Origin of the sequence: Sphingorhabdus sp., assembly GCF_046292425.1 — a bacterium.
Lineage (GTDB): Bacteria > Pseudomonadota > Alphaproteobacteria > Sphingomonadales > Sphingomonadaceae > Sphingorhabdus_B.
Window position 1 is genome coordinate 22,995 of sequence record NZ_JBKBQV010000016.1, and the last position, 25,187, is coordinate 48,181.

19 protein-coding genes and 1 tRNA gene are annotated in these 25,187 nt (G+C 53.2%); 16 read left to right on the forward strand and 4 right to left on the reverse strand.

What is annotated here, in order from left to right; genetic code table 11:
* The first annotated feature begins 25 nt into the window (after positions 1-25).
* Positions 26-1,069: an alanine racemase gene (gene alr, locus ACK4S7_RS05235; RefSeq protein ID WP_409644947.1), complete on the forward strand. Its 1,044-nt coding sequence runs from the start codon at positions 26-28 to the stop codon at positions 1,067-1,069.
* 98 nt (positions 1,070-1,167) lie between these two features.
* On the opposite strand, the gene ACK4S7_RS05240 is transcribed toward alr, so the two are convergent.
* Together ACK4S7_RS05240 and ACK4S7_RS05245 are read right to left on the reverse strand one after the other, a co-directional pair.
* Positions 1,168-4,194 (reverse strand): TonB-dependent receptor plug domain-containing protein, encoded by a 3,027-nt coding sequence (locus ACK4S7_RS05240; RefSeq protein WP_409644948.1) that lies wholly within the window; start codon positions 4,192-4,194, stop codon positions 1,168-1,170.
* A 386-nt stretch (positions 4,195-4,580) separates the two neighbouring features.
* Positions 4,581-7,814, reverse strand: a complete 3,234-nt coding sequence (locus ACK4S7_RS05245; protein ID WP_409644949.1) for a TonB-dependent receptor domain-containing protein — start codon at positions 7,812-7,814, stop codon at positions 4,581-4,583.
* A 285-nt stretch (positions 7,815-8,099) separates the two neighbouring features.
* Here ACK4S7_RS05245 and phaR point away from each other — a divergent pair, with 285 nt between their 5' ends.
* Genes phaR through rnr form a run of 3 tightly spaced genes read left to right on the forward strand, consistent with a single transcriptional unit; the run spans position 8,100 to position 12,494 of the window.
* The gene (phaR, locus tag ACK4S7_RS05250; RefSeq protein WP_409644950.1) at positions 8,100-8,654 is read left to right on the forward strand and encodes a polyhydroxyalkanoate synthesis repressor PhaR; all 555 of its coding nucleotides are present in this window, start codon (positions 8,100-8,102) and stop codon (positions 8,652-8,654) included.
* A gap of 36 nt (positions 8,655-8,690) precedes the next feature.
* Positions 8,691-10,220, forward strand: a complete 1,530-nt coding sequence (proS, locus tag ACK4S7_RS05255) for a proline--tRNA ligase (RefSeq protein WP_409644951.1) — start codon at positions 8,691-8,693, stop codon at positions 10,218-10,220.
* 3 nt (positions 10,221-10,223) lie between these two features.
* The gene (gene rnr / locus ACK4S7_RS05260; protein WP_409644952.1) at positions 10,224-12,494 is read left to right on the forward strand and encodes a ribonuclease R; all 2,271 of its coding nucleotides are present in this window, start codon (positions 10,224-10,226) and stop codon (positions 12,492-12,494) included.
* Positions 12,495-12,601: 107 nt separating this feature from the next.
* On the opposite strand, the gene ACK4S7_RS05265 is transcribed toward rnr, so the two are convergent.
* A complete protein-coding gene (locus tag ACK4S7_RS05265; protein ID WP_409644953.1) occupies positions 12,602-13,057 on the reverse strand; it encodes a universal stress protein in 456 nt (151 codons plus the stop codon).
* Between the two features lie 153 nt (positions 13,058-13,210).
* Here ACK4S7_RS05265 and ACK4S7_RS05270 point away from each other — a divergent pair, with 153 nt between their 5' ends.
* The 5 genes from ACK4S7_RS05270 to ACK4S7_RS05290 all read left to right on the forward strand — a co-directional run bounded on the left by ACK4S7_RS05270 (position 13,211) and on the right by ACK4S7_RS05290 (position 18,587).
* A complete protein-coding gene (locus tag ACK4S7_RS05270) occupies positions 13,211-14,527 on the forward strand; it encodes a pyruvate dehydrogenase complex dihydrolipoamide acetyltransferase (RefSeq protein ID WP_409644954.1) in 1,317 nt (438 codons plus the stop codon).
* A gap of 1 nt (position 14,528) precedes the next feature.
* Positions 14,529-15,920: a dihydrolipoyl dehydrogenase gene (gene lpdA, locus ACK4S7_RS05275; RefSeq protein WP_409644955.1), complete on the forward strand. Its 1,392-nt coding sequence runs from the start codon at positions 14,529-14,531 to the stop codon at positions 15,918-15,920.
* A 167-nt stretch (positions 15,921-16,087) separates the two neighbouring features.
* Complete coding sequence (locus ACK4S7_RS05280) at positions 16,088-16,738, forward strand: phosphatase PAP2 family protein (RefSeq protein ID WP_409644956.1); 651 nt, start codon at positions 16,088-16,090, stop codon at positions 16,736-16,738.
* 85 nt (positions 16,739-16,823) lie between these two features.
* Positions 16,824-18,128, forward strand: a complete 1,305-nt coding sequence (locus tag ACK4S7_RS05285; protein WP_409644958.1) for an amidohydrolase family protein — start codon at positions 16,824-16,826, stop codon at positions 18,126-18,128.
* Between the two features lie 114 nt (positions 18,129-18,242).
* Complete coding sequence (locus tag ACK4S7_RS05290; RefSeq protein ID WP_409644960.1) at positions 18,243-18,587, forward strand: hypothetical protein; 345 nt, start codon at positions 18,243-18,245, stop codon at positions 18,585-18,587.
* A 21-nt stretch (positions 18,588-18,608) separates the two neighbouring features.
* Here ACK4S7_RS05290 and ACK4S7_RS05295 read toward each other — a convergent pair.
* Positions 18,609-18,698 (reverse strand) — tRNA-Ser (locus tag ACK4S7_RS05295).
* Between the two features lie 235 nt (positions 18,699-18,933).
* Between ACK4S7_RS05295 and ACK4S7_RS05300 the strand changes: the two genes are divergently transcribed.
* The 7 genes from ACK4S7_RS05300 to ACK4S7_RS05330 form a co-directional block, all read left to right on the forward strand.
* Complete coding sequence (locus ACK4S7_RS05300; RefSeq protein WP_409644978.1) at positions 18,934-19,932, forward strand: lytic transglycosylase domain-containing protein; 999 nt, start codon at positions 18,934-18,936, stop codon at positions 19,930-19,932.
* 162 nt (positions 19,933-20,094) lie between these two features.
* A complete protein-coding gene (tmk, locus tag ACK4S7_RS05305; RefSeq protein WP_409644962.1) occupies positions 20,095-20,730 on the forward strand; it encodes a dTMP kinase in 636 nt (211 codons plus the stop codon).
* On the forward strand, positions 20,727-21,692 hold the full coding sequence (locus ACK4S7_RS05310) for a DNA polymerase III subunit delta' (protein WP_409644964.1): 966 nt from the start codon (positions 20,727-20,729) through the stop codon (positions 21,690-21,692). The genes tmk and ACK4S7_RS05310 overlap by 4 nt, the downstream gene beginning before the upstream one ends.
* Before the next feature lie 19 nt (positions 21,693-21,711).
* On the forward strand, positions 21,712-23,280 hold the full coding sequence (gene metG / locus ACK4S7_RS05315; protein ID WP_409644965.1) for a methionine--tRNA ligase: 1,569 nt from the start codon (positions 21,712-21,714) through the stop codon (positions 23,278-23,280).
* Positions 23,280-24,056 carry a TatD family hydrolase gene (locus tag ACK4S7_RS05320; protein WP_409644967.1) on the forward strand — a complete coding sequence of 259 codons (777 nt, stop codon included), beginning with the start codon at positions 23,280-23,282 and terminating at the stop codon, positions 24,054-24,056. The genes metG and ACK4S7_RS05320 overlap by 1 nt, the downstream gene beginning before the upstream one ends.
* Entirely contained in the window at positions 24,053-24,655 is a 603-nt protein-coding gene (locus tag ACK4S7_RS05325; RefSeq protein ID WP_409644969.1) for a TIGR02281 family clan AA aspartic protease, read from the forward strand. The genes ACK4S7_RS05320 and ACK4S7_RS05325 overlap by 4 nt, the downstream gene beginning before the upstream one ends.
* Positions 24,656-24,736: 81 nt before the next feature.
* Positions 24,737-25,187: MazG family protein (locus tag ACK4S7_RS05330; protein ID WP_409644971.1), on the forward strand; the 451-nt coding region annotated here is incomplete at its 3' end.

Consider the following 25,187-nt stretch of genomic DNA (forward strand, 5'->3'; position numbering starts at 1 on the left):
CAAGGGCAGGGGCAAAAGGCCGCGGATGAATGATTTTGAGGCCCCATTGCGACTTTACCTTAATGGCGAAGCGCTGGTTTCCAACTGGCACGCTTTGGATGCGCAGAGCGGAACGGCGCGCGCCGGAGCAGCGGTAAAGGCCGATGCGTATGGTTTGGGTGCGCGTGAAGTAGTTGCACGATTGCGCGATGCAGGGTGCCGCAATTTTTTTGTCGCCCATTGGGCCGAGGCTGCGGCGATCGCAGATATTGTTCCGCCTACATGGATATCAGTGCTTAATGGAATTGCGCCGACGGATGTTCCGGGCGCGCGGCAACTGGGAGCCATCCCAGTGTTGAACACGCCGGAACAGGTTGCCATGTGGCGCGATTCAGGCGGAGGTCGTTGTCACATCATGTTCGACAGCGGCATCAATCGTCTTGGCCTGGCGTCGCATCAAATCTGCAGTGGCATTTTTGACGATTTGGAAGTTGATCTGCTGTTGTCGCATTTGGCTTCTGCAGACATGGATGTTCACCAGAACGGACAGCAGCTTCGTCAATTTCAATCTTTGACAGAGGCAATCAACGCTAGACGATTCAGTCTCGCCAACAGCGCGGGCATAATGCTTGGCCCTGACTATCACTTTGATGTCACGCGACCCGGGCTAAGTCTTTATGGTGGGATCGCCCGCTATGGTATGGAATCGTTTATTCGGCCGGTAGTTACTATTTCAGCACGCTTGCTTCAGGTGCGCACAGTGCCAGCGGGCGCCCCGGTAGGGTACAATGCGACCCATCGCTGCAAGCGCGAAACCCGAGTTGGCACCGTTTCCCTTGGCTATGCCGACGGCTATCTGCGCGCCTTTTCCGGCAAAGGGCAAGCATTTTTGGGTGACAGGGTTATTCCCGTCATCGGGCGTGTGTCCATGGACCTTGTAACGTTAGACCTGACTACTGCGCCTGAACTGCGGGAAGGCGACTGGGTTGAAATAGACTACGACCTTGCTGCGTCTGCTTCCCTGACAGGACTGTCGCAATATGAGTTGCTTACCAATATTGGGTCAAGATTTGAGCGCATGTGGCGTTGAGCGTCTAAAGTCGCTCTTTTCGAAATGTGGTTGCGGGTCGGTAGCGCAAAAAAAAAGGGCGCCACTGGGGCGCCCTTCCTTCGTGCGTGACGATATGATTAGAATTTGAAGTTCGTGTTCACGAACCACTGACGACCTGTGTAGTCATATCCAGAATACAGCGGCGCGTTGCCGATTGTAGTGTAATAAGTGGTAACCTTTGGCGGATCCTTATCAAGCAGATTGCGGACACCCAAGGTCATCTCGAACCTGTTATTGACATTGAATTGTACAGATGCACTGTGCTGGAAATAATCGGGCACTTCGATTTGGTAAAACTCATTAAGCAGATCAACATTGCCCTGATTTACCACGCCTGTTGTACGGCTAGTCTGGTTGTATAGCGCTGTACCGCTGCTGCCATCGAACCAAGAAACCCCATAACGGAATGTAACAGGACCCGTACGGTAGGTTGCGTCGAAGTTACCGACCCAATCTGGAACGTTCAAGGTACCGTTAGCATCTAGTAGAATTTCCTCAGGGAAAGTCTTGTCCGATTGCTCTGTATACTTCGTCAAATTTGCATTGAGAGTAAAGCGACCGCCAAACAACTCCGTCGCAAAACGACCAGTGAATTCATAACCTTTCACGATATCTTGCGAGAGGTTCACGAAGCCGCTCGTTACCGAAAGGATATTGTTCGAATCACGGGTCACAAACCGACAGAAACCTTCGGATGGGTTGAAATCAGGGTCGTTGTAGCACCGGTTCAGAATCGTTGTGCCGCCAAGAGCCGAAACACCATTTGAAACCTTGATGTCAAAATAATCAACTGCGAGCGCAAGCGTCGTCGAACTGGAAATACGTGGTTGCAATACTGCCCCAACCGACCAGTTGCGTGATGTTTCCGCCGAAAGTCCTGTCTCGGCACCGCCCCGTGTGAATGACGTAATTCCATTATTCTGTTGGAAGGTGTTCGGATCTAGACCGATTGATTGGCAATTGGCTGCACGCTGCTGTTGCGCAGGCGTGTAAGCACCAGGATTTGGCTGACCGTTGGCACGCGGAAAGTTATCTGCATCGCAAGGATCGTTTCCGGCAGCGATGAACCCGCTTGTGGCTCCCAAAAATTGCTCGGAAAGTGCAGGGGCGCGATAGGATGTACCGTAACTTCCGCGGATACCGAAGCCTCTAAAAAATTCCCATTCACCGGCAGCCTTGTAGGTAATGTCACTGCCATAGGATGCGTAGTCCGTGTAGCGTACCGACGCATTCAAGCTCAGGTTCTGGAAGAAGGGACGATCGGTAATCAAGGGCACGAAGATTTCGCCGAAAACCTCTTTGACATTGTCCGTACCGCGCGTCGGCGTACCAGCAGTGAGACCCAGCAAGTTACCTCTGATCGAGTTTTCATCAGGCGTATCGTCGATGCGCTGCTTACGATATTCCGCGCCGAGCGCCAGTTGTACATCGCCGCCCGGCAAAGTGAACAGCGGACCATCTATGTTGAAGCTGGCCGTGGATTCCCGAAATTTCGTATTACCAATCGTGTTCACAAGAATATAATCGCGAAACGCCTGCGGTAGGCGGCCACCAATGGTGTCAGCATTCAAAGGGGGCGCTGCAACGCAGCTCGGGTTTGATGCCTGACTGGCGCAACGGAAGACACCTGGCGATGTTTCAACAACGTTGAGCGAATTTGCTAACCTATCAATCAGGAAGGACTCGATTTCGTAGGTACCGTCGGTCCACGATTTTCCGACATAGGCGTCATACCGCCAGCCTTCGAACGCAAAATCGCCACGGACACCAACGCCCGCACGCACATAATCGACCTCTTGGAAAGAATCAGTAAGTCCAAATCCGACAAATGCGCGCGCAGCGACGTTTTGACCGCTCGATGTGTTGACGGGAGCCGCGAATACACCATTCCGGAATGCAACTGGGACCAGTGGGCTGCCCTGCAGATAATCTAGAGAGAGCTGGCGATAGAGAAGCGACGATGACTTGCGACGGGTAGCAAGCACCTCGCCATAGATTTCCGCATCTCCGAGGAAATCTGTTTTATAACTTCCCGACAAGAACCCGGTATATGTTTCAACCGGTGTTATCAGCTCTTCCTCCTGACTTGCAGGGTCAAAGGAATCACGATCATATGTTCCAACGCCGAGATAACCCGGCGTGCCGCCACCAGCCCCCGCGGAGGGTACAAAGCGGTTAAAAGTACCTGGAAGTCCGCTCGTGCGGCCAATCGCTGAACGGCTTGGGAGACCAAGGGTATTTATGGTAACGCCACCGTTATCGATGGTGAAACAGTTACGGGGATCACCAAGCGGGAACGGATCGTCCGAACCAATGGGTGAATTTGCGTCCAGCCTAAAGCCGGGAATTGGACAGCTTGTGAACTCACGATCATTCAGGCGCAATGCGTTACGCTTGCGATATTCCAGCGAGCCAATGACGCTCAAACGATCATCGCCAAAACCAAATGTTCCTGCGATACGACGGTCGACGCCAGCACCCACTTCCGGGACGTTAACTTGCGCATCAATGGTTAAGCCACGCAGCTTATCGTCCGTAATGATGTTGACAACACCTGCGACTGCGTCAGACCCATAAATAGATGACGCACCTGCTTTGAGGACCTCAATCCGCTCAACGATCGCAGTGGGCAGAACGTTAAGATCGGCCGCAAGGACGTTGCCGCGCGTTCCGGCAGGAGCAAGCCGGCGTCCGTTGAGCAAAACGAGGGTACGGGCAGGTCCGAGGTTGCGCAGGCCAAGTGTGTTAGCACCCGTACCCCCTGCAGTCACGAAGCCGCCGTAAAAATTGTTGATTTGACCTGCACCGGCAGTAACTGCTTGGCTTTGCAGTGCGTCACTGGCGCTATTGAAACCGCCCTGTGTAATTTCCTCGGCTGTCACAACGGTGATCGGTTCGATTGTGCTAAATGTATCGCGGCGGATCCGCGAACCGGTTACAACAATTGCATCCGAGCTTGCTTCTGTTGCTTCCTGAACTACTTCATCTTCGTCGTCTTGAACCGCATCGTTACTGGCAGGAACAGTCTGCGCATAGGACGGTGACGCGGCAAACAATGCTAGGCTGACAACAGACCCAGCAACCAACAAACGTGACTTCTTCATTATAGAGTTCCCAGCTAAAGTTTTATGCTGTCGTAACGGCATGTGTGACGGATTAATTCGGCGTGAATGATGCCTGCGGGGTAAATCGATGCCCGTCGCACACGTTCCATCGGGCGAGGCCGTGGTCACGAAAAATAAAATTTCGGCATTAATGTTGCTACAAAGCCACATTAGGGCGGCGCCGCGGGCAGGTAAGAATTTGAATTTGTGCCCGCGTACGGGCTTTCTCACAGCATATCCGGCACCTTCATCGTCGAAGAAGCGTTCTTAAGACGACAGAGAGAGCTTCGGGCTAAAACACTTGGTGGACCCGATGACTTCGAAACTGTTTCTGCAACAAAAAGGGCGCCACAACGGCGCCCTTCTTTTTAACTTATGTGCGACAATCAGAAACGTGCACGGAAGCCAGCATACCAGTTCCGACCGCGGAACGAGTAAATTGCACTACCCGCACCAGTTGCTGTGGCTGCTCCCTGAGGCACGCCCTTATTGAGGACATTGTCAACGCCGACGTAGAAACGAGATTCTGCATTGTTGCTATCGCGGCCGATATCAAAGTCAACGCGGAGGTCATGGTACATGACAGACGAGAATTTGGTATCCGGGAAAGCATCAACGTCGGTTGCTGGCAATCCGTTTAAGGGGAACAATGTATTGTAACCGTTGAAGAACATTGGTCCAATATAACGCATACGATAGCCGAATGTGACTGCATCGATACCAATGTCGAAATCCCAGCGGAATTCATCTTTAGGATCGCCCAGCTGGCCCAAAATTCGCGATTCAAACGTTGGATTGGTTGGATCCTGAAAGTTGCTGATTTCAAAATTGTGAGTGTAGATCAGGTTTGTGCTAAACTCGACATCACCAAAATCTTTCCGGTACGCGAAATTGACATCTACGCCCCGACGAGTCCGGTTAGCAAAGTTCAATGGCGCATTAATCAAAGAGTTCCCCAAAAGCCGACCGGGATCTTCGCCAAGGGGACCCGTGCCTGGACCGCGAAACCGCTGAAACTGACCGCAGAAAATATTCGCCAGCGTTGGTGAATCATAGCACTGGTTAACGATCTGTTGCGGCGTGACGTTGGCGATTACCCCTTTAACATTGATATCATAATAATCGACAGACAGGCTAAGCCCTGGAACCCAACGTGGTTGGATAACCACACCAGCGGTGTAGGAATCCGACGTTTCGACATCCAGGTTTGGATTAGATCCGCTTACGATCGGAAGCGACTGTGTAATGTTTGTAAAGGTTGCCAGTGTGGCTGCGCCAATGTCAGCGAGGCAGTTAGTAGCGCGGACACCTGTGCCGATTACAGCAGGGTTGCATGGATCAACAAAGCCGTTGGAGAAGTTTGGTACAAGCGGAAAGCCAGTTTCCGACACGTTCGGCGCACGGACCGCACGGCTATAATTTCCGCGGAAACGCAGATCCTGCACCGGCGCATAATCAATCCCGGCATTATAAGAATAAACCGTCCCGACAGCACCTTGATATTTCGCTACCCGTCCAGCACCACTAAGGGTCAGTTCCTGAAAAAACGGCCTGTCTCTGAGAATAGGCAAACGGATTTCGCCAAACGCCTCCTTCACTTCAAATGTGTCCGGCGAAAACGTTGGAATGGAAACGCCGTTAGTAAAGCCGTCAGTTACAAACTTGTCTTGCTGATAAAACGCATCTTCGCGACGATACTCACCACCAAGAGCGAAACTCACCGGACCACCGGGAAGTTCGAAAAGTTGGCTTAGGTCACCCGACACGAACCCAGAAAACACCAACTGTTCCAACGAAGCTGACGCTGTGAACGTACGCGCAAAATAGGCGACTGATGCACTGTTGTTGGGTGATCCGAATGGGTTGTAAGGAACGCATGCTGCGATATCAGCAGCCAACCGGGCCGCGTTTGCAGAGGCAGGTGCCGCAAACCCAACAAGCGGAACGGCCGATGCAGGATCAAACTGCGAACGACACTGTATTGCACCTGTAATTGGGTTGCGTCCTGCATCTAAAGCGAGTGCAAAGCGCTGACGGTCGATAAATCCGTCGGTGGTCGTGTCCTGTTTGAATTTTCCGTAATTTGCAGAAACTTCATAGCTCCAATCGTCATTGAAGGTGCCCCGGAGGCCGCCAACAACACGGAATGTGTCTCGTTGGAAACGTTCATCACGCAGGCCAACGTCCAAAAGGTTACGGGAATTGACAAACCGATAGCTACCATCCGCAATTGCCGCGATGTTCGCAGCGGTCAGGTTTCCGGTAGCGGGGCAAGTGACCGTCAAGCTGGTGTTGCAACCTGAAGTCAGAATCAAATTCGCTAGAGTTGCACGGTCAGCCGGGTTGAGAAACGGGTTATCCAGTCGGGTCCGTTCACGGAAGTCAACAGTTCCGCCTGTACCCTGAACAAAGGACGGACCCGCGTTGTTGCCCAAAGCATTTACACGGTTCCACTTTGCCTCAAGAAACACTTCTGCCGCGTCACTAAATTCAAAGCGGCCGAGAAAGTTAAAATTGTAGCGTTCTGTAAACGGAAGTACGGAAACTGTGCGTCCTTCACGACCCGTCTGACCGTTACTATTGACGATTGTTGGATTAAGGCCAGTTCCGAGACGTGTCCCAGTCTGTTGAACCAGTCTGCCTTCATCAGAGAAGAAATATGTACAGTTAAAAGCCGTTCCTGCGGTATTTGGCGCGCCATTATTGGCAGTTGTCGCATTGCCGCACTGGCCGGCGTTTGGAACGTTGCGCTGGTTGATGGGAACCAAGCCGTTATAATGGATGGTCGAGCTGCTAATGTTCCTGAAAAAGGCGCGATCAACGAAACCGTCACCGCCGTTGACCAGGCCAAGGCCGCCATCAGCGTCAATCACAACAAAGTTATCGTTCCGTCGAAATGCGGGAACATCGGATGCAAACACACGATCCGTACGTGCATATTCACCGTGCAACGTAACGTTTCCGCGACCGTCTGCAAAATTCTTACCAAACATGCCTGAAATATACTGGTTTCCGCCAAAACCTTCCTCGGCAACACCGGCCTGGGCGCGGATCTGGATACCGTCATAGCTGTTGCGAAGGACAAAGTTTACAACGCCTGCAATAGCATCGGAGCCATAAATTGCGGAGTTACCACCTGTTACAATGTCTACACGCTCAATTAAATCGTTAGGGATAGTGTTTGTATCGACGGAAACAGCATTGTTCAAAATGTCGGCGGGTACGTGGCGACGACCGTTGACCAGAACTAGCGTACGCTGGGTGCCCAGACCGCGAAGGTCCAGCAAGTTCAATCCGGCAATACCGATACCAAGACCAGGATTTTGTTGAGCGAACGTGCTTCGCAATTGCGGCAGGTCATTAAGGGTATCACCGACGCTCGTTTGACCTTGCTGGAAAAACTGCTCCCCGACAATTGTAGTCACGGGAATAGTCGAAGTGTCATTTGGGCGCCGAATACGCGAACCAGTAACTGTGATTGTACTGTTACTCGCATCAGATGCTTCGTCCTGCTCAACAACGTCGTCGCTGACCGATGACTCCTGCGCAAAAGACGGTGCGGCAGCTATCAGGGCAAGGCTTATAGCCGACCCAGCAACCAAAAGACGTGACTTTTTCATTATAAAGCTCCCCAGCTACAATTTGTATTATGTCGTAAACGACATTTTGGACCCGTAAATTTAAACGTGATAAGTGTCACATTTTGTAAATCGAATAAAGCGGACCTGTCTTGCTTGCGCAAGACCCACGTTCAGAAAATACAAAATTTTGCAATAATGTTGCTACAAAGCCACATTGGGCAAATGACGGTAGAGAGCCAATACCCAAGCCTTCGTAATCACTAATGTTGCAGTGCACTATAGCTTGGTGCTAACAAGCTCGGAATAATCCCGAAAGGATCAACTATGGCACGCGCAGCCAGCAGAAACGGTGATGGACCAATCATCATCAAAAAATACGCCAACCGGCGTCTGTATAATACACATTCATCCAAATATATTACTTTGGATTTCCTTGCGGAATTGACGCGCAAGGATATCGATTTTCAAGTCGTTGACGCGAAATCTAATGAAGATATTACCCATGGCGTGTTGACGCAAATTATTATGGATGAGGAAAATAGTGGCCAGCAAATGTTGCCGGTTGGTTTCCTGAAGCAGTTAATCGCGATGTATGGTGACTCCATGCAAGGCATGGTGCCTCAATTCCTTGAAACTTCGATGGACAATTTTCGCAAAAACCAGCGGCAGGTTCAGGATGTCATTGAAACGGCCATTACCTCTGGACCGTTTGGGCATCTGGCGAAACAGAATATAGAATTCATGCGTTCCGCACGTGAAGCATTAATGCCCAATCTGGCGACTTTGACGGGCAAGAAGCCTGAACGCGAAGAAACGATCGCAGAATTAAAGCAACAGATTGCTGCATTACAGGCCAAAATCGACAAAATGGCCGACTAAGTACCCGGAATTTTCCATTATTTTACAGGTAAGAATTTGATAAAACATGCTTTAAGCGTTACGCGCGCAAAGAACTTTGCGGGCTGGTATCAAGAAGTGATTTCCGAGGCCGACCTGGCCGAGGAATCCGGTGTGCGTGGATGCATGGTCATCCGGCCTTGGGGTTATGGCATATGGGAACGCATCCAGAAACTGATGGATGCAGAAATTAAAGCCGCTGGCGTCGAAAACTGCTACTTTCCATTGTTCATCCCGCTTTCCTTTTTTGAGAAAGAGGCTGATCATGTCGAGGGCTTCGCCAAGGAAATGGCGGTGGTCACGCACCATCGCCTGATAAGTGATGGTAATGGCAAGCTGATCCCAGATCCAGGTTCGAAGTTGGAAGAGCCTCTGGTTGTTAGGCCAACATCGGAGACCGTAATCGGCGCGGCGATGAGCCGCTGGATCCAAAGCTGGCGTGATCTGCCCTTGATGGTGAACCAATGGGCAAACGTCGTGCGCTGGGAAATGCGGACACGCATGTTCCTGCGCACGAGCGAGTTTTTGTGGCAAGAGGGTCATACCGCTCATGTCGATCGCGAGGATGCGATGAAGGAAACCATGCGCGCGCTTGAGATGTACCGCGCTTTTGCCGAAGGTCCGCTTGCCATTCCGGTTATTGCGGGGGAGAAGCCCGAAAATGAAAGGTTTCCTGGAGCCGTTGCGACCTACAGCATCGAGGCCATGATGCAGGACGGCAAAGCGCTGCAGGCCGGGACCTCGCATTATCTAGGCACGGGCTTTGCCGAGGCGTCGGGAATCAAATATCAGGACAAGGAAGGCAATCAGCAGTTCGCGCATACCACCAGCTGGGGTGTGTCGACGCGCATGATTGGCGGCGTGATCATGACGCATGGCGATGATGATGGCCTGCGCTGTCCGCCGCAAATTGCACCGCACCAGATCATTATTGTGCCAATGTTGCGCGATAATGAAGACGACGATGCAGTGTTAGAATATTGCCGAAGTTTACGCAATGAACTGCTGGCGGTCAGTGCATTTGGTGAACCATTACGTGTATTGCTTGATACCAAAGCCGCCAAGGCGTCAAACAAGCGTTGGGCTTGGGTTAAGAAGGGTGCTCCAATCATTGTCGAGGTCGGGCCTCGCGATATGGGTGAGGCCAAAGCGGCCGTTATACGCCGCGACCGCTTGTATAAGGACGACGGCAAGCTTGCCACGGCATTTACACCGCGCGGCGAGTTTATTGCGTCAGCAGCCGCTATGCTGGTAGAAATCCAGAACGGTTTGTACGCGGAAGCAAAAGAACGTCTTGAAGCTAATATCCGCCGTGACGTAGTTGACCTGACCAGACATTTTGCCGGCGATGAAACTGGCTTTGCTGGTTGGGTAGAGGTCCAGTGGGCACGGCCAAGCGGCGAGGCGCTTGATAAGATTGTCGCCCAGTTGAAAGCGCTAAAACTGACAATGCGCAACAGCCCCATCGGCGCTTCACCGGCTGACGGCGCCTGTTTCTTCACCGGTAAGCCTGCGGTGGAACGGATTTTGATCGGGCGGACTTATTAGGCCATGACCAAATACGCGCAATTTGAGGGGCTACCAACGCGCGAGCAGATCCTTGCGTTTATCAATACGTCCAAGGAGCCGGCGGGCAAGCGGGAGATTGCGCGGGAATTTGGTTTGCGCGGCAACGAAAAAATTGCGCTTAAAGCCCTGCTGAAGGACATGACCGATGAAGGGCTAATTGACATGGCCCCGGGTCGTGCCTTTCACAAAATGGGCGGCGTACCCAAGGTCACTGTCCTCAAGATCGTGGCTGTCGACGGAGACCAACCGGTAGCTGTGCCGGAGCATTGGGAGGCGGACGGTATTCCTTTGCCTAAAATTCGCGTGGTCGAAGCTAAAGGCAAGCGGGGCGCATTAGGTATTGGCGACCGTATATTGGCGCGCACTGAAGAGCGAGGTAGCGGCTGGGTCGCACACGTGACGAAAAAGCTCGCCAAAGGAAGCGAGCAGATTTTAGGTGTGGTGGAAGGCGACGAGAATGGCAAGTTCTGGCTAAAATCTGTCGACAAGAAGGCGCGATTTGATACCCAGATCGGCGACGTAGGCGACGCGAAGACAGGTGAGCTTGTACTAGCCGAGCTTACCGGCAACGCACACAAGAAATCAGCTCGTGTCACACAGGTACTTGGAGACCCGTTTGCACCCAAAAGCTTCAGCTTGATCGCAATTCACAAATTTGGGATCCCGTTCGAGATGCCAGAGGCTGCCGAACGTGAAGCCGAAAGGGTGCGGGAACTGCCCGTGACGGATGCCGATCGCGAAGATCTTCGCCATTTGCCGATTATCGCTATTGACCCGCGCGATGCCCGTGATTTCGATGATGCTATCTGGGCCACGCCCAATGCCGACACTGGCGGTTTTGACGCCATAGTCGCGATTGCGGATGTCAGCTATTACGTTCGACCGGGCAGCGCGCTTGACCATGAGGCTTCTAAGCGCGGAAACAGCGTCTATTTCCCTGATCTGGTCGTGCCGATGCTCCCCCATGCTTTGTCGTCCGACAAATGTTCTTTGCGGGCAAGGGAGGACCGGGCAGTGCTAGCCTGCCACCTCTCCATCGGGCAAACGGGACAAGTGACGTCATGGCGCTTCACTCGTGCGGTGGCCCGGATTGCAGCCAATATTCCCTATCCCGATGCGCAGGCAGCGATTGATGGGAAGATGGAAAATCCGCTTCTGGAAACGGCGCTCAAGCCGCTATGGGCGTGCTGGAGGTTGCTCGCGAAGGCGCGACATAAGCGCGGGCCTCTGGAGCTTAACTTGCCCGAAAAGCGCATTACACTGGATGAGCAGGGCCGCGTGACTGGCGTAGCGGAGCGCGAGCAGTTGGAAGCACACCGCTTGGTTGAGGATTTCATGATCGCGGCCAACGTTGCTGCTGCCAAGGCACTGGAAGCCAAAAAATCGTCGCTCATCTACAGGGCGCATGAACCTCCAAGTCGCGAGAAACTCGTGGCATTGAAGGAATATCTAAAGACCTTTGAAATCGACTTCGCGCTTGGTCAGGTCATCAAGCCGGAGACGTTCAACGCAATCCTTGAGAAAATCATCGACGAAGAGGTCCGTCCGCAAATCATGGAAGCTGTGCTACGCAGCCAAACGCAAGCCTATTATGGTCCTGCAAATGTCGGCCATTTTGGCTTGTCGCTTGGTAGCTATGCGCATTTTACCTCACCGATCCGTCGTTATGCCGACCTCATAGTGCACAGGGCGCTTGTAAGCGCTTATGGGCTTGAGATGCCGAAGCCGAAGTTGAAGGACGTAGAGCCAACGACTGGATTGACCGAGGCAGCGATCATGAAACTTGGATCGACTGCCGAAGCCATTAGCCGCACTGAACGCCGGGCAATGGAAGCCGAACGCGAAACGACTGATCGGTATATTGCCGCGTTTTTATCCGCGCAGGTCGGGCAAGTTGTACAGGCGCGCATAACCGGCGTACAGAATTTCGGATTTTTCGCTACTGTTGAAGGAGTTGGCGGTGACGGTTTAGTTCCTGTCTCAACATTGGGCAAAGATTATTTCCATTATGACGAAGCCAGCCAAACTCTGATCGGAGAAAAGACGCGGCAGGAGTACCGTCCTGGGATGCGACTTGAATTGCGGTTGGCAGAAGCAAACCCAGTCTCGGGCTCGCTGCGATTCGAACTGCCGGAAGGCGGGAGCTATCCGTCAGATCGTTTCAAGCACAAAGGCCGACCAAAGGCCGGAAAATATGACGCTGGCAAGCGTGGACGACCGAGTAATGTGAGGCATCAAGGGAAAAAGCGTTAGATATTGTTAAGAAGCAAGCAAAGACATCATCCTGAACGTGTCCAGATGTCACGCGATTGAAATTTTGCTTTCATGCAACAGCTTCGGGTTGACTGCGAGGCCAAGAGTCAACTCAGTTCATCCAGTTGAGCATCGCTAAGTGACCCGGGAATAACCATCACCGGGCAGGGCAATGTTCCGGAATTAACCCCGGTGAAGTGGGTGATAAGCGGTCCGGGCGCTCCTTGCGCGGCTGCGCCCAGTACCAGGGCGGCTATCCCTGGGTGCTCCGCAAGCATCTGCTTGACCACATCGATCGCCTCGCCAGGCTTTACCGTTATGGCCGGTCGAACTCCCATTTCGTCAAAGATAGAACCCGCCGCCGCAGTAACGAGTTGCTCGGCGCGATCACGCGCCTCTTCTTCCATAGTAGCCTGAACGCCGCCCCATGCGACAAAGTCAGCTTGTTCAACCAGCGCCAAGATATGCACTGCTCCCCCGGTTTTGGCAGCGCGGCGCGATGCAAAGCGCAATGCCAGCCGTGCCTCCTCGGTTTCGTCAATGACCACCAAATATGTCCGCATGGATCCCCCCGGCACCAGCTTTTTCGCCAGCATTTTATGAATTCGTATAGCCTGCGCGAAATTTGGACGGTTGGCAACCTCATCAAGCTTGACGCTTGGGAAAGCTTGGCTATTCGGAGAAGCTATTGAAGAATATCAAAGGCCAGTATCCCGATGTCCATCGAACTCAAAATGCCCGCGCTTTCACCAACAATGGAGGAAGGCACACTTGCAAAGTGGCTAGTCAAGGTAGGGGATAGTGTTTCATCGGGAGATCTGCTGGCTGAAATTGAAACAGACAAAGCGACGATGGAGTTTGAAGCGATTGATGAGGGTATCGTGACCGAGCTTTTGGTAGCGGAGGGCACCGACGGAGTTAAAGTTGGAACTGTTATAGCTATTATCCAAAGCGAAGACGATGCCGCGCCGGCGCCAAAGGCTGCTGCTCCAGTCCCATCTCCAACATCTCCGCCAACCTCCTCCGCTGCGCCTGAGCCCGAAAGCAAGGGATATGGCGTCAGCCCCGCCACTGATCCTGCGCCTTCCGAGCTACGGCTGGCGCCGCAAAAGGCTCCCACTTCATCCAGTGACCGTATCAAAGCAAGCCCGCTCGCCAAGCGCATTGCCGCGAACGAGGGAATTGACCTTTCAGGCGTAACTGGCAGTGGCCCGAACGGTCGCATCGTTAGGGCCGACATTGATGGTGCCGCCAGCAAAGCGGCCGCGCCAACCGCTGCGCATCACGTCCCTACGGCTCCGTCCGCGCCGTCGCCGACAACTGCTGCGACCATCGATACAGACATCCCGCATGAGGTCGTGAAGCTTAGCAATATGCGCAAAACCATTGCGCGGCGCTTGACCGAAAGTAAGCAGCAGGTGCCGCATATTTACTTGACCGTCGATGTTCGGCTTGATGCCTTGTTAAAGTTGCGCGGTGAATTGAACGTCAGCCTTGAAAACCGCGGCATCAAGATTTCCGTCAACGACATGCTTGTTAAGGCACTTGCACTCGCGTTGGTTCAGGTGCCGAAGTGCAATGTAAGCTTCGCTGGTGACAACATGCTGCAATACAGCCGTGCTGATATTAGCGTTGCGGTATCAGTTCCGACTGGCCTGATCACGCCAATCATCACCGACGCTGCGAACAAATCGCTTTCCAAAATTTCGACTGAAGTTGCCGAGCTTGCAAGCCGTGCAAAGGACGGCAAGCTACAACCACATGAATATCAGGGTGGCACTGCATCAATATCCAACATGGGAATGATGGGTATCAAGCAGTTCGACGCGGTCATTAACCCGCCACAGGGAATGATCCTTGCGGTCGGGGCAGGTGAAAAGCGACCTTATATCGTCGATGACGCCCTCGCCATCGCAACGGTTATGAACGCAACCGGCTCATTTGATCACCGCGCTATAGATGGGGCGGATGGTGCGATGTTAATGAAGGTCTTTAAGGAACTCGTAGAGAAGCCGTTGGGGTTGGTGGCGTAAAATGGCTGAATATGATTTGATCGTCCTAGGTTCCGGTCCAGGTGGCTATGTCGCCGCGATCCGTGCGGCGCAGCTTGGTCTTAGGACCGCAATTGTTGAGCGCGAAAATCTTGGTGGCATTTGCTTGAATTGGGGTTGCATACCGACCAAAGCGTTACTGCGTTCGGCCGAAATCTACCATTATATGCAGCATGCGGGTGACTACGGGCTGACGGCAGCGAATATCAGCGCGGATATTGACGCGGTGGTAAAGCGGTCGCGCGGAGTAGCAAGACAGCTCAATCAGGGCGTTACGCACCTGATGAAGAAAAACAAAATCACGGTCCATATGGGCGATGGTAAGTTGCTTGGACCTAACAAGCTCTCGGTCAGCAAGGATGGCAAGTCTGAAGAGCTGGCAGCGAAGAATATCATAATCGCTACTGGCGCGCGGGCGCGTGACCTGCCCTTCGCGCCTGCCGATGGAAAGCGTATCTGGACCTATCGCCATGCGATGGTGCCCCCGGAAATGCCTAAGAAGCTGCTCGTTATTGGTTCGGGCGCAATCGGTATAGAATTTGCTAGCTTTTACAATGACATGGGCGCTGAGGTGACCGTGGTGGAAATGCTTGAGCGTATTGTCCCGGTCGAGGATGTCGATGTCTCAACTTTCCTTGAGAAAGCATTGAAAAAGCAGGGGATAACGATCATGACCGGGGCAGGTGTCGAAGAGCTCACATCCGACACAACACGGGTCTCCGCCAAGATCAAGGGCAAGGACGGCAAAATCGTCCAATCCGATTTCACCCATTGTATTGTCGCTATTGGTATTGTCCCGAATACGGAAAATATCGGTCTCGAAGCGCTGGGGGTCGAAATGGACCGCGGCTTCCTGAAAACCGACCCTATGTGCCGCACCAACGTTTCCGGTCTTTGGGCCATTGGCGATATCACCGCACCGCCGTGGCTGGCGCACAAGGCAAGCCATGAAGGCGTGATCGCTGCTGAAACCATCGCAGGCGGCCACCCGCACGCGATGGACCCGCTCAACATTCCCGGCTGCACCTATTGCCACCCGCAAGTCGCCAGCGTTGGCATGACTGAAGCAAGGGCAAGGGAAGCAGGCTATGACGTCAAGGTCGGCAACTTCCCCTTCATTGGCAATGGTAAAGCTATCGCATTGGGTGAGGCGGAGGGTTTCATCAAAACTGTTTTTGACGCCAGAACCGGCGAGTTGCTAGGCGCGCATATGGTGGGAGCGGAGGTGACGGAGCTTATTCAGGGCTACACTATAGGGAAGACCGCCGAATTGGTCGAAACAGATTTCATGCACACAGTTTTCCCGCATCCGACATTGAGCGAGATGATGCACGAAAGTGTTCTTGGCGCTTATGGCAAAATGTTGCACATGTGAGATGCGGCCAGTTGGCGTTCCAAAAAACGTCATCAAAGAATGCTGAGGACGAATTTTCTGAACCGGCCCGATATTGATAACAAAACTGATTCTGACACCTCAGCCATCGAGGGTGAAACAAGTTCGGGGTGCTGGCGTTTATCAGGCGGCATGCGCGGAACAACTTAATGAAACTACCCTATCGTCTGGCGCTGGCCGCCTTCACCCTCATGATCCTTACAATTATGCTTGGTTATGCTGTTGCTGGAGGCCACTTTCGCGCATTAGACATCGGCGTATCAAATGCACTCAACCTACGTCGTGGCGTCTCTCCCGACTGGCTAATCTTGCTCATGCAGGGCATCAGCTGGATTGGGGCTGGCGTGCAACGGTTTATAATTATCGGCTTACTAAGCGTCGCATTGTGGCGTTGGTGGGGTTGGGGGGCAGCGCTGGCAATGGGAATTACCACAGTCATTGCCGCATTTACGTCTGACGTCATGAAGCATTATTTCGAACGTATCCGTCCGGATCTCGTCCAACAGCTTGACCCAATCACCACACCGGCCTTTCCGAGCGGCCATGCCAATAATGCAGCTGTTTTCTACATCCTGTTCATCATGTTAGTACCTCAGGCGCGTCACCCCTTTTGGCAGATGGCCGCAGCATTGATGATATTGCTCACAGGGCTTTCGCGTATCCTGTTAGGCGTGCATTGGCCAACCGATGTCGTGGGCGGATGGCTGCTAGGCACATCATTTGCGCTTGGGACAGGGGCCGTCATTGCCTACCGACAGCATCAAAAACAAGGCGAAGCTCCATCCATCCTTGCGTCATGAATCCATAGCCCTAATCTTTTTGCTGTCATCCAAACCAGTATTTTGTCATCGTCCCGTAAACAGATTTAAACAGGGGTTGGACGGTATGCGTGTGAAAGTAACCTTCGGCAGAAATTTGCGCACTTTTGCGTTGCTGAGTGCAGCTTTGCTGTCCAACGTGGCAAATGCACAAACCACAGTAATTACTGCGGAAAAAATGGTCGACGTCCTGTCGGGCAAAACCTTAGATTTTCCGGCGATCTTCGTGGGTGCGGACGGGCGCATCACCAGCATTGCGGACGCGCGGACCGTGAAATGGGGTAGTGAAGTCACGCATATAGACATGTCAGGGAAGACGATCCTGCCTGGTCTTATCGACATGCACGTTCATCTGGACGGCCCCGCTGACATTGGTGGTTATCGTGGCCTTGAATTTACAGACAGTTTCTGGGGTATGACTGCCGTTGGCTCGGCGCAGGCAATGCTCAAGGCAGGATTCACCACTGTGCGTAATGTGGGTTCAGATAATCGAAATGATATCGGCCTGAAACAAGCCATTGAAAACGGCTATGCGACTGGTCCAAGAATAATTCCTGCGGGCTATTCCTTGGGCGCGACAGGGGGACATTGCGATTCGACCTTCCTTCCCCCCAGCCTTGAACGCCCCACCAAGGAAGAGGGTATTGCCGACAGCGAGGACGAGCTGCGCTACCAAGTACGCCGCCAGCGCAAATATGGCGCTGAGGTCATAAAGGTATGCGCGACAGGCGGCGTTTTTTCACGCAACACAGAGCCTGGTCAACAACAGCTATCGGAGCGAGAACTGCGGGTGATTGCAGATGAGGCGCATCAGTGGGGCCTTCGCGTTGCTGCGCATGCCCACGGCGGTGACGGCATCAAGGCGGCGATCAAGGCTGGTATTGACACTATCGAACATGCCAGTCTCGTCGACGATGAAGGGATCAAACTTGCCGCGGCACGTGCGCGCCCCGTCTGGTTTTCGATGGATATATTTAACACCGAATATACGCAGGCTGAAGGCGCTAAAAATGGTGTTCTTGAGGACAATTTGCGCAAAGATCGCGAAGTAGCCCAGATCCAGCGTGACAACTTTCGCAAGGCGCACAAAGCTGGCGTAAAGATGGTCTTTGGTTCAGATGCAGGCGTGATGCCGCACGGTCTGGTTGGCGGTCAATTTAAGACCATGGTCGAATATGGCATGACGCCGATTGAGGCGATCCAAGCAGCCACCCGCAATGCAGCGCAAGCGCTTGGCCGCGAAAGGGATGTCGGCGCCATTGCCGTGGGCCGCTTTGCAGACATTATTGCGGTCGACGGCGACCCTCTCGCCAATGTGCGAGAACTTGAATCAGTGAAAGTAGTGATCAAGGGCGGCAAGGTTGTTCAGTAAATCCGCTGACCGCAACTCGCCATCGCGCATTGATTGCGGCATGGCGGTAGTGTAAACTGCGGATATCACTGGTCGTAGAACCGGGATAAGATGAACATTTGGGGGTTTAAAACCATGATTACTATCATCGCGACCGCTCTGCTCAGCATGGCCACCATGAAGGGTGACGCCATGGATACGGCGCGCAAGGCATTCAACAATTGCATGATCGAGACGCACAATGCAGCGGTTACTGAAAAGGCCAGCCCAAGCGATTTCATCAAAACGTCCGACGCGGCATGCCCGACTCAACGCGCAGCCTATAAAGAAATATTGGTCAAGTCAGAGCGGTCCTACGGCTCAAGCCCGGCAGAGGCCGAAAAATTCGCTACGGAAGAAATCCAGATGATCGTGGACTCCGTTGTCGCAAGCTTCAACGAGAATGTCGAAAATGGCGCAAAACTCACACCGGAGAAATAAGGGCTAGGCTGACAAGGGAGCTGGCGGACAGGGTGGGATTCGAACCCACGGTGAGCTTCCACCCACGACGGTTTTCAAGACCGTTGCCTTAAACCACTCGGCCACCTGTCCGCTTACGATGCGTCCCCTAGCCAGTGCGCTTTGCTATGGCAAGCGTAGATGACGCGTTTTCTGGCCAATGCACACGATGAAATGGTCGTTCACCGAGACCAAAGCGTTTCACAGGCTTTGTTGTCTGTGGCACAAGGTGCAAACTGAACAATTAGGGGGTCCTGTGGGCGTTTACGGTAAGATTCTGACGACGGTGTCAATTTTCTCCGGCGCTTTTATGCTGGTCAACCCGTGCATGGCGCAGGATCGTGTAGATAGTGCAGTTCAGGCGGTAGATATTCAGGAAACTGCTTTCCGGTCATATCTTATGCAGGTACGCCAACGTGCCTTGCGTGAAGGTGTGACGGGGGCAACGCTTGATCGCGTCTTACCGTCCCTCAAATATAATGACCGCGTAGTTCGGCTAGATCGGCAGCAACCCGAAGGGACATCAAACGCGCCCATTCCGAACTTTGCCCCATATAAAGCGCGGCATGTCGATGCTTCGCGCATCAGCCGTGGCCGCGCCAAATATTCCGAGCTTCGCCCTTTGCTAAAGCGGATTGAGGACGAGACGGGCGTACCTGAAGAAATCATGATCGCTATTTACGGCCATGAAACAAATTATGGTTCCGTCACTGGCAATTTCAACGCGCCAGAGGCTTTGGCTTCCTTGGCTTTTGAAGGTCGTCGTCGCGCACTGTTCGAGGGCGAGTTAATCGCGGTTCTCAAGATGATCGATAAGGGCGTCCCGCAATATGCGATCACCGGAAGCTGGGCGGGGGCGCTCGGTAAGCCACAATTCCTGCCATCGGTTTATCTGCGCTTGGCCCGTGATGGGGATGGTGACGGTTACGCAGACATCTGGCGTAGCGAAGTCGATGCAATGACATCCATAGCCAACTATTTTGTCAACGCAGGATGGCGACGGGGCGAGGAATGGGGCTTTGCGGTTAATGTTCCTGCATCGCTTAATCGCACTGCCCTGAATACACGGATGTCCTCCCCCCGCTGCCCGCGCGTCTTTGCGCGCCACAGCCAGTGGAAGACCGTCGCAGAGTGGCGGCAATTGGGCGTCTCGCCCCAGCGCGGCTTCTGGCCCAATGATAACATGATGGCGACATTGATTGAGCCTGATGGTGTTGGGCAGACCGGGTATCTACTTGGCGGAAATTACCGGGTGATTTTGGATTACAACTGTTCGAATTTCTATGCGTTGTCGGTAGGCCTGCTGGCGGACGAGCTACGCAATTAAGTTTTAGGTCGGCACCAGCAGCCTGCTATACGTGGCGCTTGAATTCGCCTATCGGATGGGAAGGGCAGGCGCTCTGCCAAATGCGAAATTCGATAACGGAACACAAGAATTGATGTCATATCCTGCGGAACCCGTAATGACCCGACCAGCTTCGGTGCGCCAATGACGGCGCGTGGGCGGTTTATATCCATCGAAGGCGGCGAGGGCGTTGGCAAGTCTACCCAGATTGCGGCGCTGGCTGAACTGATCCGCATGCAGGGTTTAGAAGTAGTTCTGACACGTGAACCCGGCGGGACGGAAGGGGCTGAGCTTATCCGCCAGATGGTTCTTGGCGGAAGTGCGGAGCGTTGGTCGCCACGCGCTGAGGCATTGTTGTTTGCTGCCGCGCGAAGCGACCATGTCGAACGGCTGATCGAGCCAGCCTTAGCTAGCGGGAAATGGGTCATTTCCGATCGTTTCATCGACAGCAGCCGTGCCTATCAAGGCGCGGGATCGGGCTTGTCGGATGCCGACATCCTCACGCTGCATCAAATCGGAAGTAGAGGGTTGTTGCCTGACCGGACATTGGTGCTTCGCCTTGACACCCAAGAGGCCACCAATCGCGCCGCTGCGCGCGACCAGAACCAGCCTGACCGCATTCAGGGACGCACCGCGACATTCCATTCCGACGTCGACGTCGCCTTCGTCAGTTTTGCGGAACGCGAACCGCGTGTTCGACTTGTCGATGCATCAGGGGATACCCAGGAAGTGACTGCTCGTTTGTGGAGCGAAATAAGTGACCTGCTGGAGCCTGCATGAGAGATTATGTCGGACATGATAAGGCGTGGCGGCAATTTGCGACCGCATGCGACAGCGGAAAAATCCACCATGGCTGGATATTGGCAGGACCCCGCGGGATTGGTAAGTCTGCCTTTGCATTGCGGGCGGCGGCGATGCTAGTTGATCCTGAAAATGCCTATGGAAGCATGATCACGCGCGGCTCGCATCCAGATATCCTTTCCGTGAAACGCCTGCCGAAAGAAGCGCTGAAAGACGATGAAGACATTGACGATGTTACCGAGTTCAAACGCAGTATCACGGTGGATCAAATCCGCGGGCTTCAGCAATCGCTGACAAAGCGGCCAGGTTTAAGCAACCGACGCGCGATCATTATCGATGCTGCGGACGACCTGGAACGGGGCGGGGCGAACGCTTTGCTGAAGTCGCTAGAGGAGCCTCCCGTCGGCACGTTCTTCTTCCTTGTTAGCCATGCCAGTGACAGACTGCTTCCCACCATTCGTTCACGCTGCCAGATCTTGCGGTTCGAGACTTTGTCGGACGCAGAAATGACGAGTGTATTGCAACACGCTGCGCCCGAGGTCAGTGCAGTCGAACTTCAGGCTCTCGTCCGTCTGGGTAATGGCACGCCCGGCCAAGCGCTTGATTTCCTTGGGCTTGACCTCAAGGAGATTGAAGACGTCATGACGTCAATATTGCGTACTGGCGACCGCGACAACGCTTTACGCAGTGGTTTGGCGGATAAGCTGGCACTAAAGGCCGCGCAGCCCCGCTACGAAGCTTTTCTGCGCCGTGCGCCTGCGATGATTGCCGAACACACGCGCGCGCTAGATGCAACGCTGGTAAGCGAAGGCGTTGCGGCTTGGGAGGCTGCGAGTGGGCTTGCGGGTCGCGCTATCGCCCTGAGCTTGGATAAGCAAAGCGTCGTCTTTCAAATGGGAAGCTTGCTGGCATCGGTTCAAGCGCATAAAGCGCGCACATAACCCCTTTTTAAGAGTATTCATGTCCAAACCTTTTTACATCACAACCGCCATCGCATATCCTAATGGGAAGCCGCATATTGGCCATGCCTATGAGGCTATTGCCACGGACGCGATTGCGCGGTTTCAGCGGCTAAATGGCCGCGACGTCTGTTTCGTGACTGGCACTGACGAACATGGCCTGAAAATGGACCAGACAGCGCGCGGAATGGGCAAGGCGACACGCGACCTGGCAGATGAAATGTCATCTTATTTCAGACAGATGTGTGAGACACTTGACATTTCTGCCGACCATTTCTGTCGCACTACAGCCGAAAATCATCATAAAGCCAGCCAAGCCATTTGGAAACGGCTTGAGGCAAGTGGCGATTTATACCTTGATCGTTACGAAGGCTGGTACTCAGTCCGTGACGAAGCTTATTATGATGAGAGTGAATTGTCCGATGGGGAGGGGGGACAGAAGCTCTCTCCGCAAGGCACGCCTGTTGAATGGACGGTTGAGGAAAGCTGGTTTTTCAGGCTGTCCAAATATGAAAAGCCATTGCTGGAATATTATGCCGCAAACCCGGACTTTATCCGCCCGGATAGCCGTAAAAACGAAACTGTGAAATTCGTCGAAGGCGGATTGAAGGACTTGTCGGTGTCGCGGACCAGTTTTGACTGGGGCGTCAAGGTACCGAACAGCGAGAACCATGTCATGTATGTCTGGCTCGACGCACTCACGACCTATATTTCCGCCATTGGGTTCCCCGACGACACCGAGGAATGGCGTAAGTTCTGGCCCGCCAGTGTCCACATTATTGGCAAAGACATTGTGCGATTTCACACCGTATACTGGCCAGCGTTCCTGATGTCAGCAGGCTTGCCCTTGCCGAAAATGGTATTTGGCCACGGATTTCTCCTGTCCCGAGGGGAGAAAATGTCCAAGTCCTTGGGCAATGTCGTTGACCCCATGGAGCTTGCGGAGCTCTTCGGCGTCGACGCCTTGCGCTACTTCCTGCTTCGCGAAGTCAGCTTTGGCCAAGACGGAAGCTACAGTCCAGAGGCAATTGTAACGCGCGTGAATGCGGATTTGGCCAACAGTTTCGGTAACCTGGCGCAACGGACTTTGTCGCTCATTTTTAAAAACTGCGGGGGCCATCTTCCTGCGGTTCATGGCCACCACGCCGATGACGATGCCTTGTTGGACTTGGTTGGCAATGCCGTTTTAAGGCAAGTACCTGCATATTTTGAAGATCTTGCCATGTCACAAGCCCTGGAGGCTTGGATGCAGGCAGTTTTTGCATGCAATGCCTATGTCGACGTACAGGCTCCATGGGCACTCAAAAAGACCGATCCCGAGCGGATGGAAACGGTGTTGGCCACCTTGTTCATTTGCATAGCGCAGCTTGCCATTGCGGCATTGCCAATCATACCTGGCTCAGCGACCAAGTTGCTAGATCAAATGGGCGTGCCCGCAGACGTGCGCAATTTTGCGAATGCGGGATCGCATTGGTATTCGCCGCTGGTCGAAAGCAATTTCCAGATTGCCCAGCCTGTCGGCTTGTTTCCGCGGCTTGAATTGCCTGCGGAGGAGGGGGCGGCCGCCTGATGTTCGTCGACTCCCACTGTCACCTAAATTACAAAGGCTTGGTAGAACATCAAGCAGAAGTGCTTTCGCGCGCCCGGGAAAGTGGCGTGTCTGCGATGCTCAATATATCTACGCGGGAACGCGAGTGGGATGAGGTCATTGGGTTAGCTGAACAGGAAACTGACGTGTGGGCGTCGGTAGGCATTCACCCACATGAGGCGGATCAGCATGCTGGCATGGACCGCGCGAAACTTGTCGCGAAGTCCACCCATCCGCGCGTTGTCGCCATTGGTGAAACGGGCCTTGATTATTATTACGACAAAAGCGACCGCGCGCAGCAATGTCTCGGTTTTCGCGAGCATATCAAAGCGTCACGCCAAACGGGCCTGCCGATCATAATCCACACGCGCGATGCTGAAGCCGATACAGCAACTATCTTAGCCGAAGAAATGCGGGAAGGTGCGTTCACTGGCGTCATTCACTGCTTTACTGCGAGCGCTGAATTCGCGCGTATTGCCTTGGACTTAGGCCTTTATATTTCGCTATCCGGTATCGTAACATTCAAGAACGCCAAGGATATTCAGGATGTCGCGACATGGCTGCCTGAAAATCGATTATTGGTGGAGACCGATGCGCCATTTCTGGCGCCAATTCCCCATCGCGGCAGAACGGGTGAGCCTGCTTTTGTATGTGATACCGCGCGGTTTGTGGCAAAACTGCGAGGCGTTTCGTGTGAAATACTAGCGCAGCAAACTTCAGACAATTTCTATAATCTATTTTCGAAAGCCACCCGATGAATATCATGGAGGATGGCCCGTCATTGATCTGGGGCGTCGTTTGTATATTGCTATTGATCAGTTCGCTCGCCGCCCGGCGGTTGCCTCTCGGATATATTGCAAAAGCTGGATTAGCCTGGGTGGCCATCTTTGCAGCTTTGTTCGCCATTTTCAGCTTCCGTTTCGAATTTCTTGGCGTCTGGGAACGTGTAAAGGCCGATATTGCCGGAACAGGCGGGCAAACTATTAGCGGCGAAGCCATCGAATTGCGCCGGCAGGACGATGGCCATTATTGGCTTCAGGCCAATATCAATGGAAAACCGGTACGTTTCATGATCGACAGTGGCGCGACAATCACTGCCGTCAACGCAAACACGGCCAGCGAAACTGGTATTGAGGTTGACGCCAATGGTTATCCGATCATTCTTAATACGGCAAACGGGCGTGTGGCGGCGAAGCGCGGTGTTGCGCGTTCATTATCGATCGGACCGCACAATATACAAAACCATCAGGTTGTCGTTTCGGACAGTTTCGGAGACGTTAATGTATTGGGCATGAACTTTCTGGACAGCATGGCAAGTTGGAAGGTCGAAGCCAATATGATGGTGCTTCAACCGTGATTACATGTGCTGTGATTGTTACGTCTAAAACCCTATTAGCAAAATTTATTTAACATAATATATATTATCGAACTAATGCATATGGCCAGATCTATGACTCCTGATATTACCCCTCTCACCAAGATTATGGAGCGCTTGCGGGATCCTGATATTGGCTGCCCGTGGGATGTTGAGCAGGATTTCGCTTCTATTGCTCCATATACAATTGAGGAAGCATATGAAGTTGCCGACGCGATTGAACGTGGAGATCTCGACGCCTTAAAAGACGAGTTGGGAGATTTACTGCTGCAGGTGGTATTTCATAGCCAGATGGCGAGCGAACTTGGCGCGTTCAACTTCCAGGATGTGGTCAATGGCATTTGCGAAAAAATGGTCCGCCGCCATCCTCATGTGTTTGGCGACACTGAAATCGTAAACCATAATGTCCCAGACAATTGGGAAACGATTAAGGCTGCTGAACGCAGTGGCAACGAGGACACTAGCGCTTTGGCAGGGGTAGCCCTCGCCCTACCCGCATTGTTGCGCGCTCAGA

Excerpts from the sequence above, each read along its gene's own strand:
- alr (WP_409644947.1), top strand. The coding sequence starts at position 26 with ATGAATGATTTTGAGGCCCCATTGCGACTTTACCTTAATGGCGAAGCG.
- ACK4S7_RS05240 (WP_409644948.1), bottom strand. The coding sequence starts at position 4,194 with ATGAAGAAGTCACGTTTGTTGGTTGCTGGGTCTGTTGTCAGCCTAGCA.
- ACK4S7_RS05245 (WP_409644949.1), bottom strand. The coding sequence starts at position 7,814 with ATGAAAAAGTCACGTCTTTTGGTTGCTGGGTCGGCTATAAGCCTTGCC.
- phaR (WP_409644950.1), top strand. The coding sequence starts at position 8,100 with ATGGCACGCGCAGCCAGCAGAAACGGTGATGGACCAATCATCATCAAA.
- rnr (WP_409644952.1), top strand. The coding sequence starts at position 10,224 with ATGACCAAATACGCGCAATTTGAGGGGCTACCAACGCGCGAGCAGATC.
- ACK4S7_RS05265 (WP_409644953.1), bottom strand. The coding sequence starts at position 13,057 with ATGCGGACATATTTGGTGGTCATTGACGAAACCGAGGAGGCACGGCTG.
- ACK4S7_RS05270 (WP_409644954.1), top strand. The coding sequence starts at position 13,211 with ATGTCCATCGAACTCAAAATGCCCGCGCTTTCACCAACAATGGAGGAA.
- lpdA (WP_409644955.1), top strand. The coding sequence starts at position 14,529 with ATGGCTGAATATGATTTGATCGTCCTAGGTTCCGGTCCAGGTGGCTAT.
- ACK4S7_RS05280 (WP_409644956.1), top strand. The coding sequence starts at position 16,088 with ATGAAACTACCCTATCGTCTGGCGCTGGCCGCCTTCACCCTCATGATC.
- ACK4S7_RS05285 (WP_409644958.1), top strand. The coding sequence starts at position 16,824 with ATGCGTGTGAAAGTAACCTTCGGCAGAAATTTGCGCACTTTTGCGTTG.
- ACK4S7_RS05290 (WP_409644960.1), top strand. The coding sequence starts at position 18,243 with ATGATTACTATCATCGCGACCGCTCTGCTCAGCATGGCCACCATGAAG.
- ACK4S7_RS05300 (WP_409644978.1), top strand. The coding sequence starts at position 18,934 with ATGGCGCAGGATCGTGTAGATAGTGCAGTTCAGGCGGTAGATATTCAG.
- tmk (WP_409644962.1), top strand. The coding sequence starts at position 20,095 with ATGACGGCGCGTGGGCGGTTTATATCCATCGAAGGCGGCGAGGGCGTT.
- ACK4S7_RS05310 (WP_409644964.1), top strand. The coding sequence starts at position 20,727 with ATGAGAGATTATGTCGGACATGATAAGGCGTGGCGGCAATTTGCGACC.
- metG (WP_409644965.1), top strand. The coding sequence starts at position 21,712 with ATGTCCAAACCTTTTTACATCACAACCGCCATCGCATATCCTAATGGG.
- ACK4S7_RS05320 (WP_409644967.1), top strand. The coding sequence starts at position 23,280 with ATGTTCGTCGACTCCCACTGTCACCTAAATTACAAAGGCTTGGTAGAA.
- ACK4S7_RS05325 (WP_409644969.1), top strand. The coding sequence starts at position 24,053 with ATGAATATCATGGAGGATGGCCCGTCATTGATCTGGGGCGTCGTTTGT.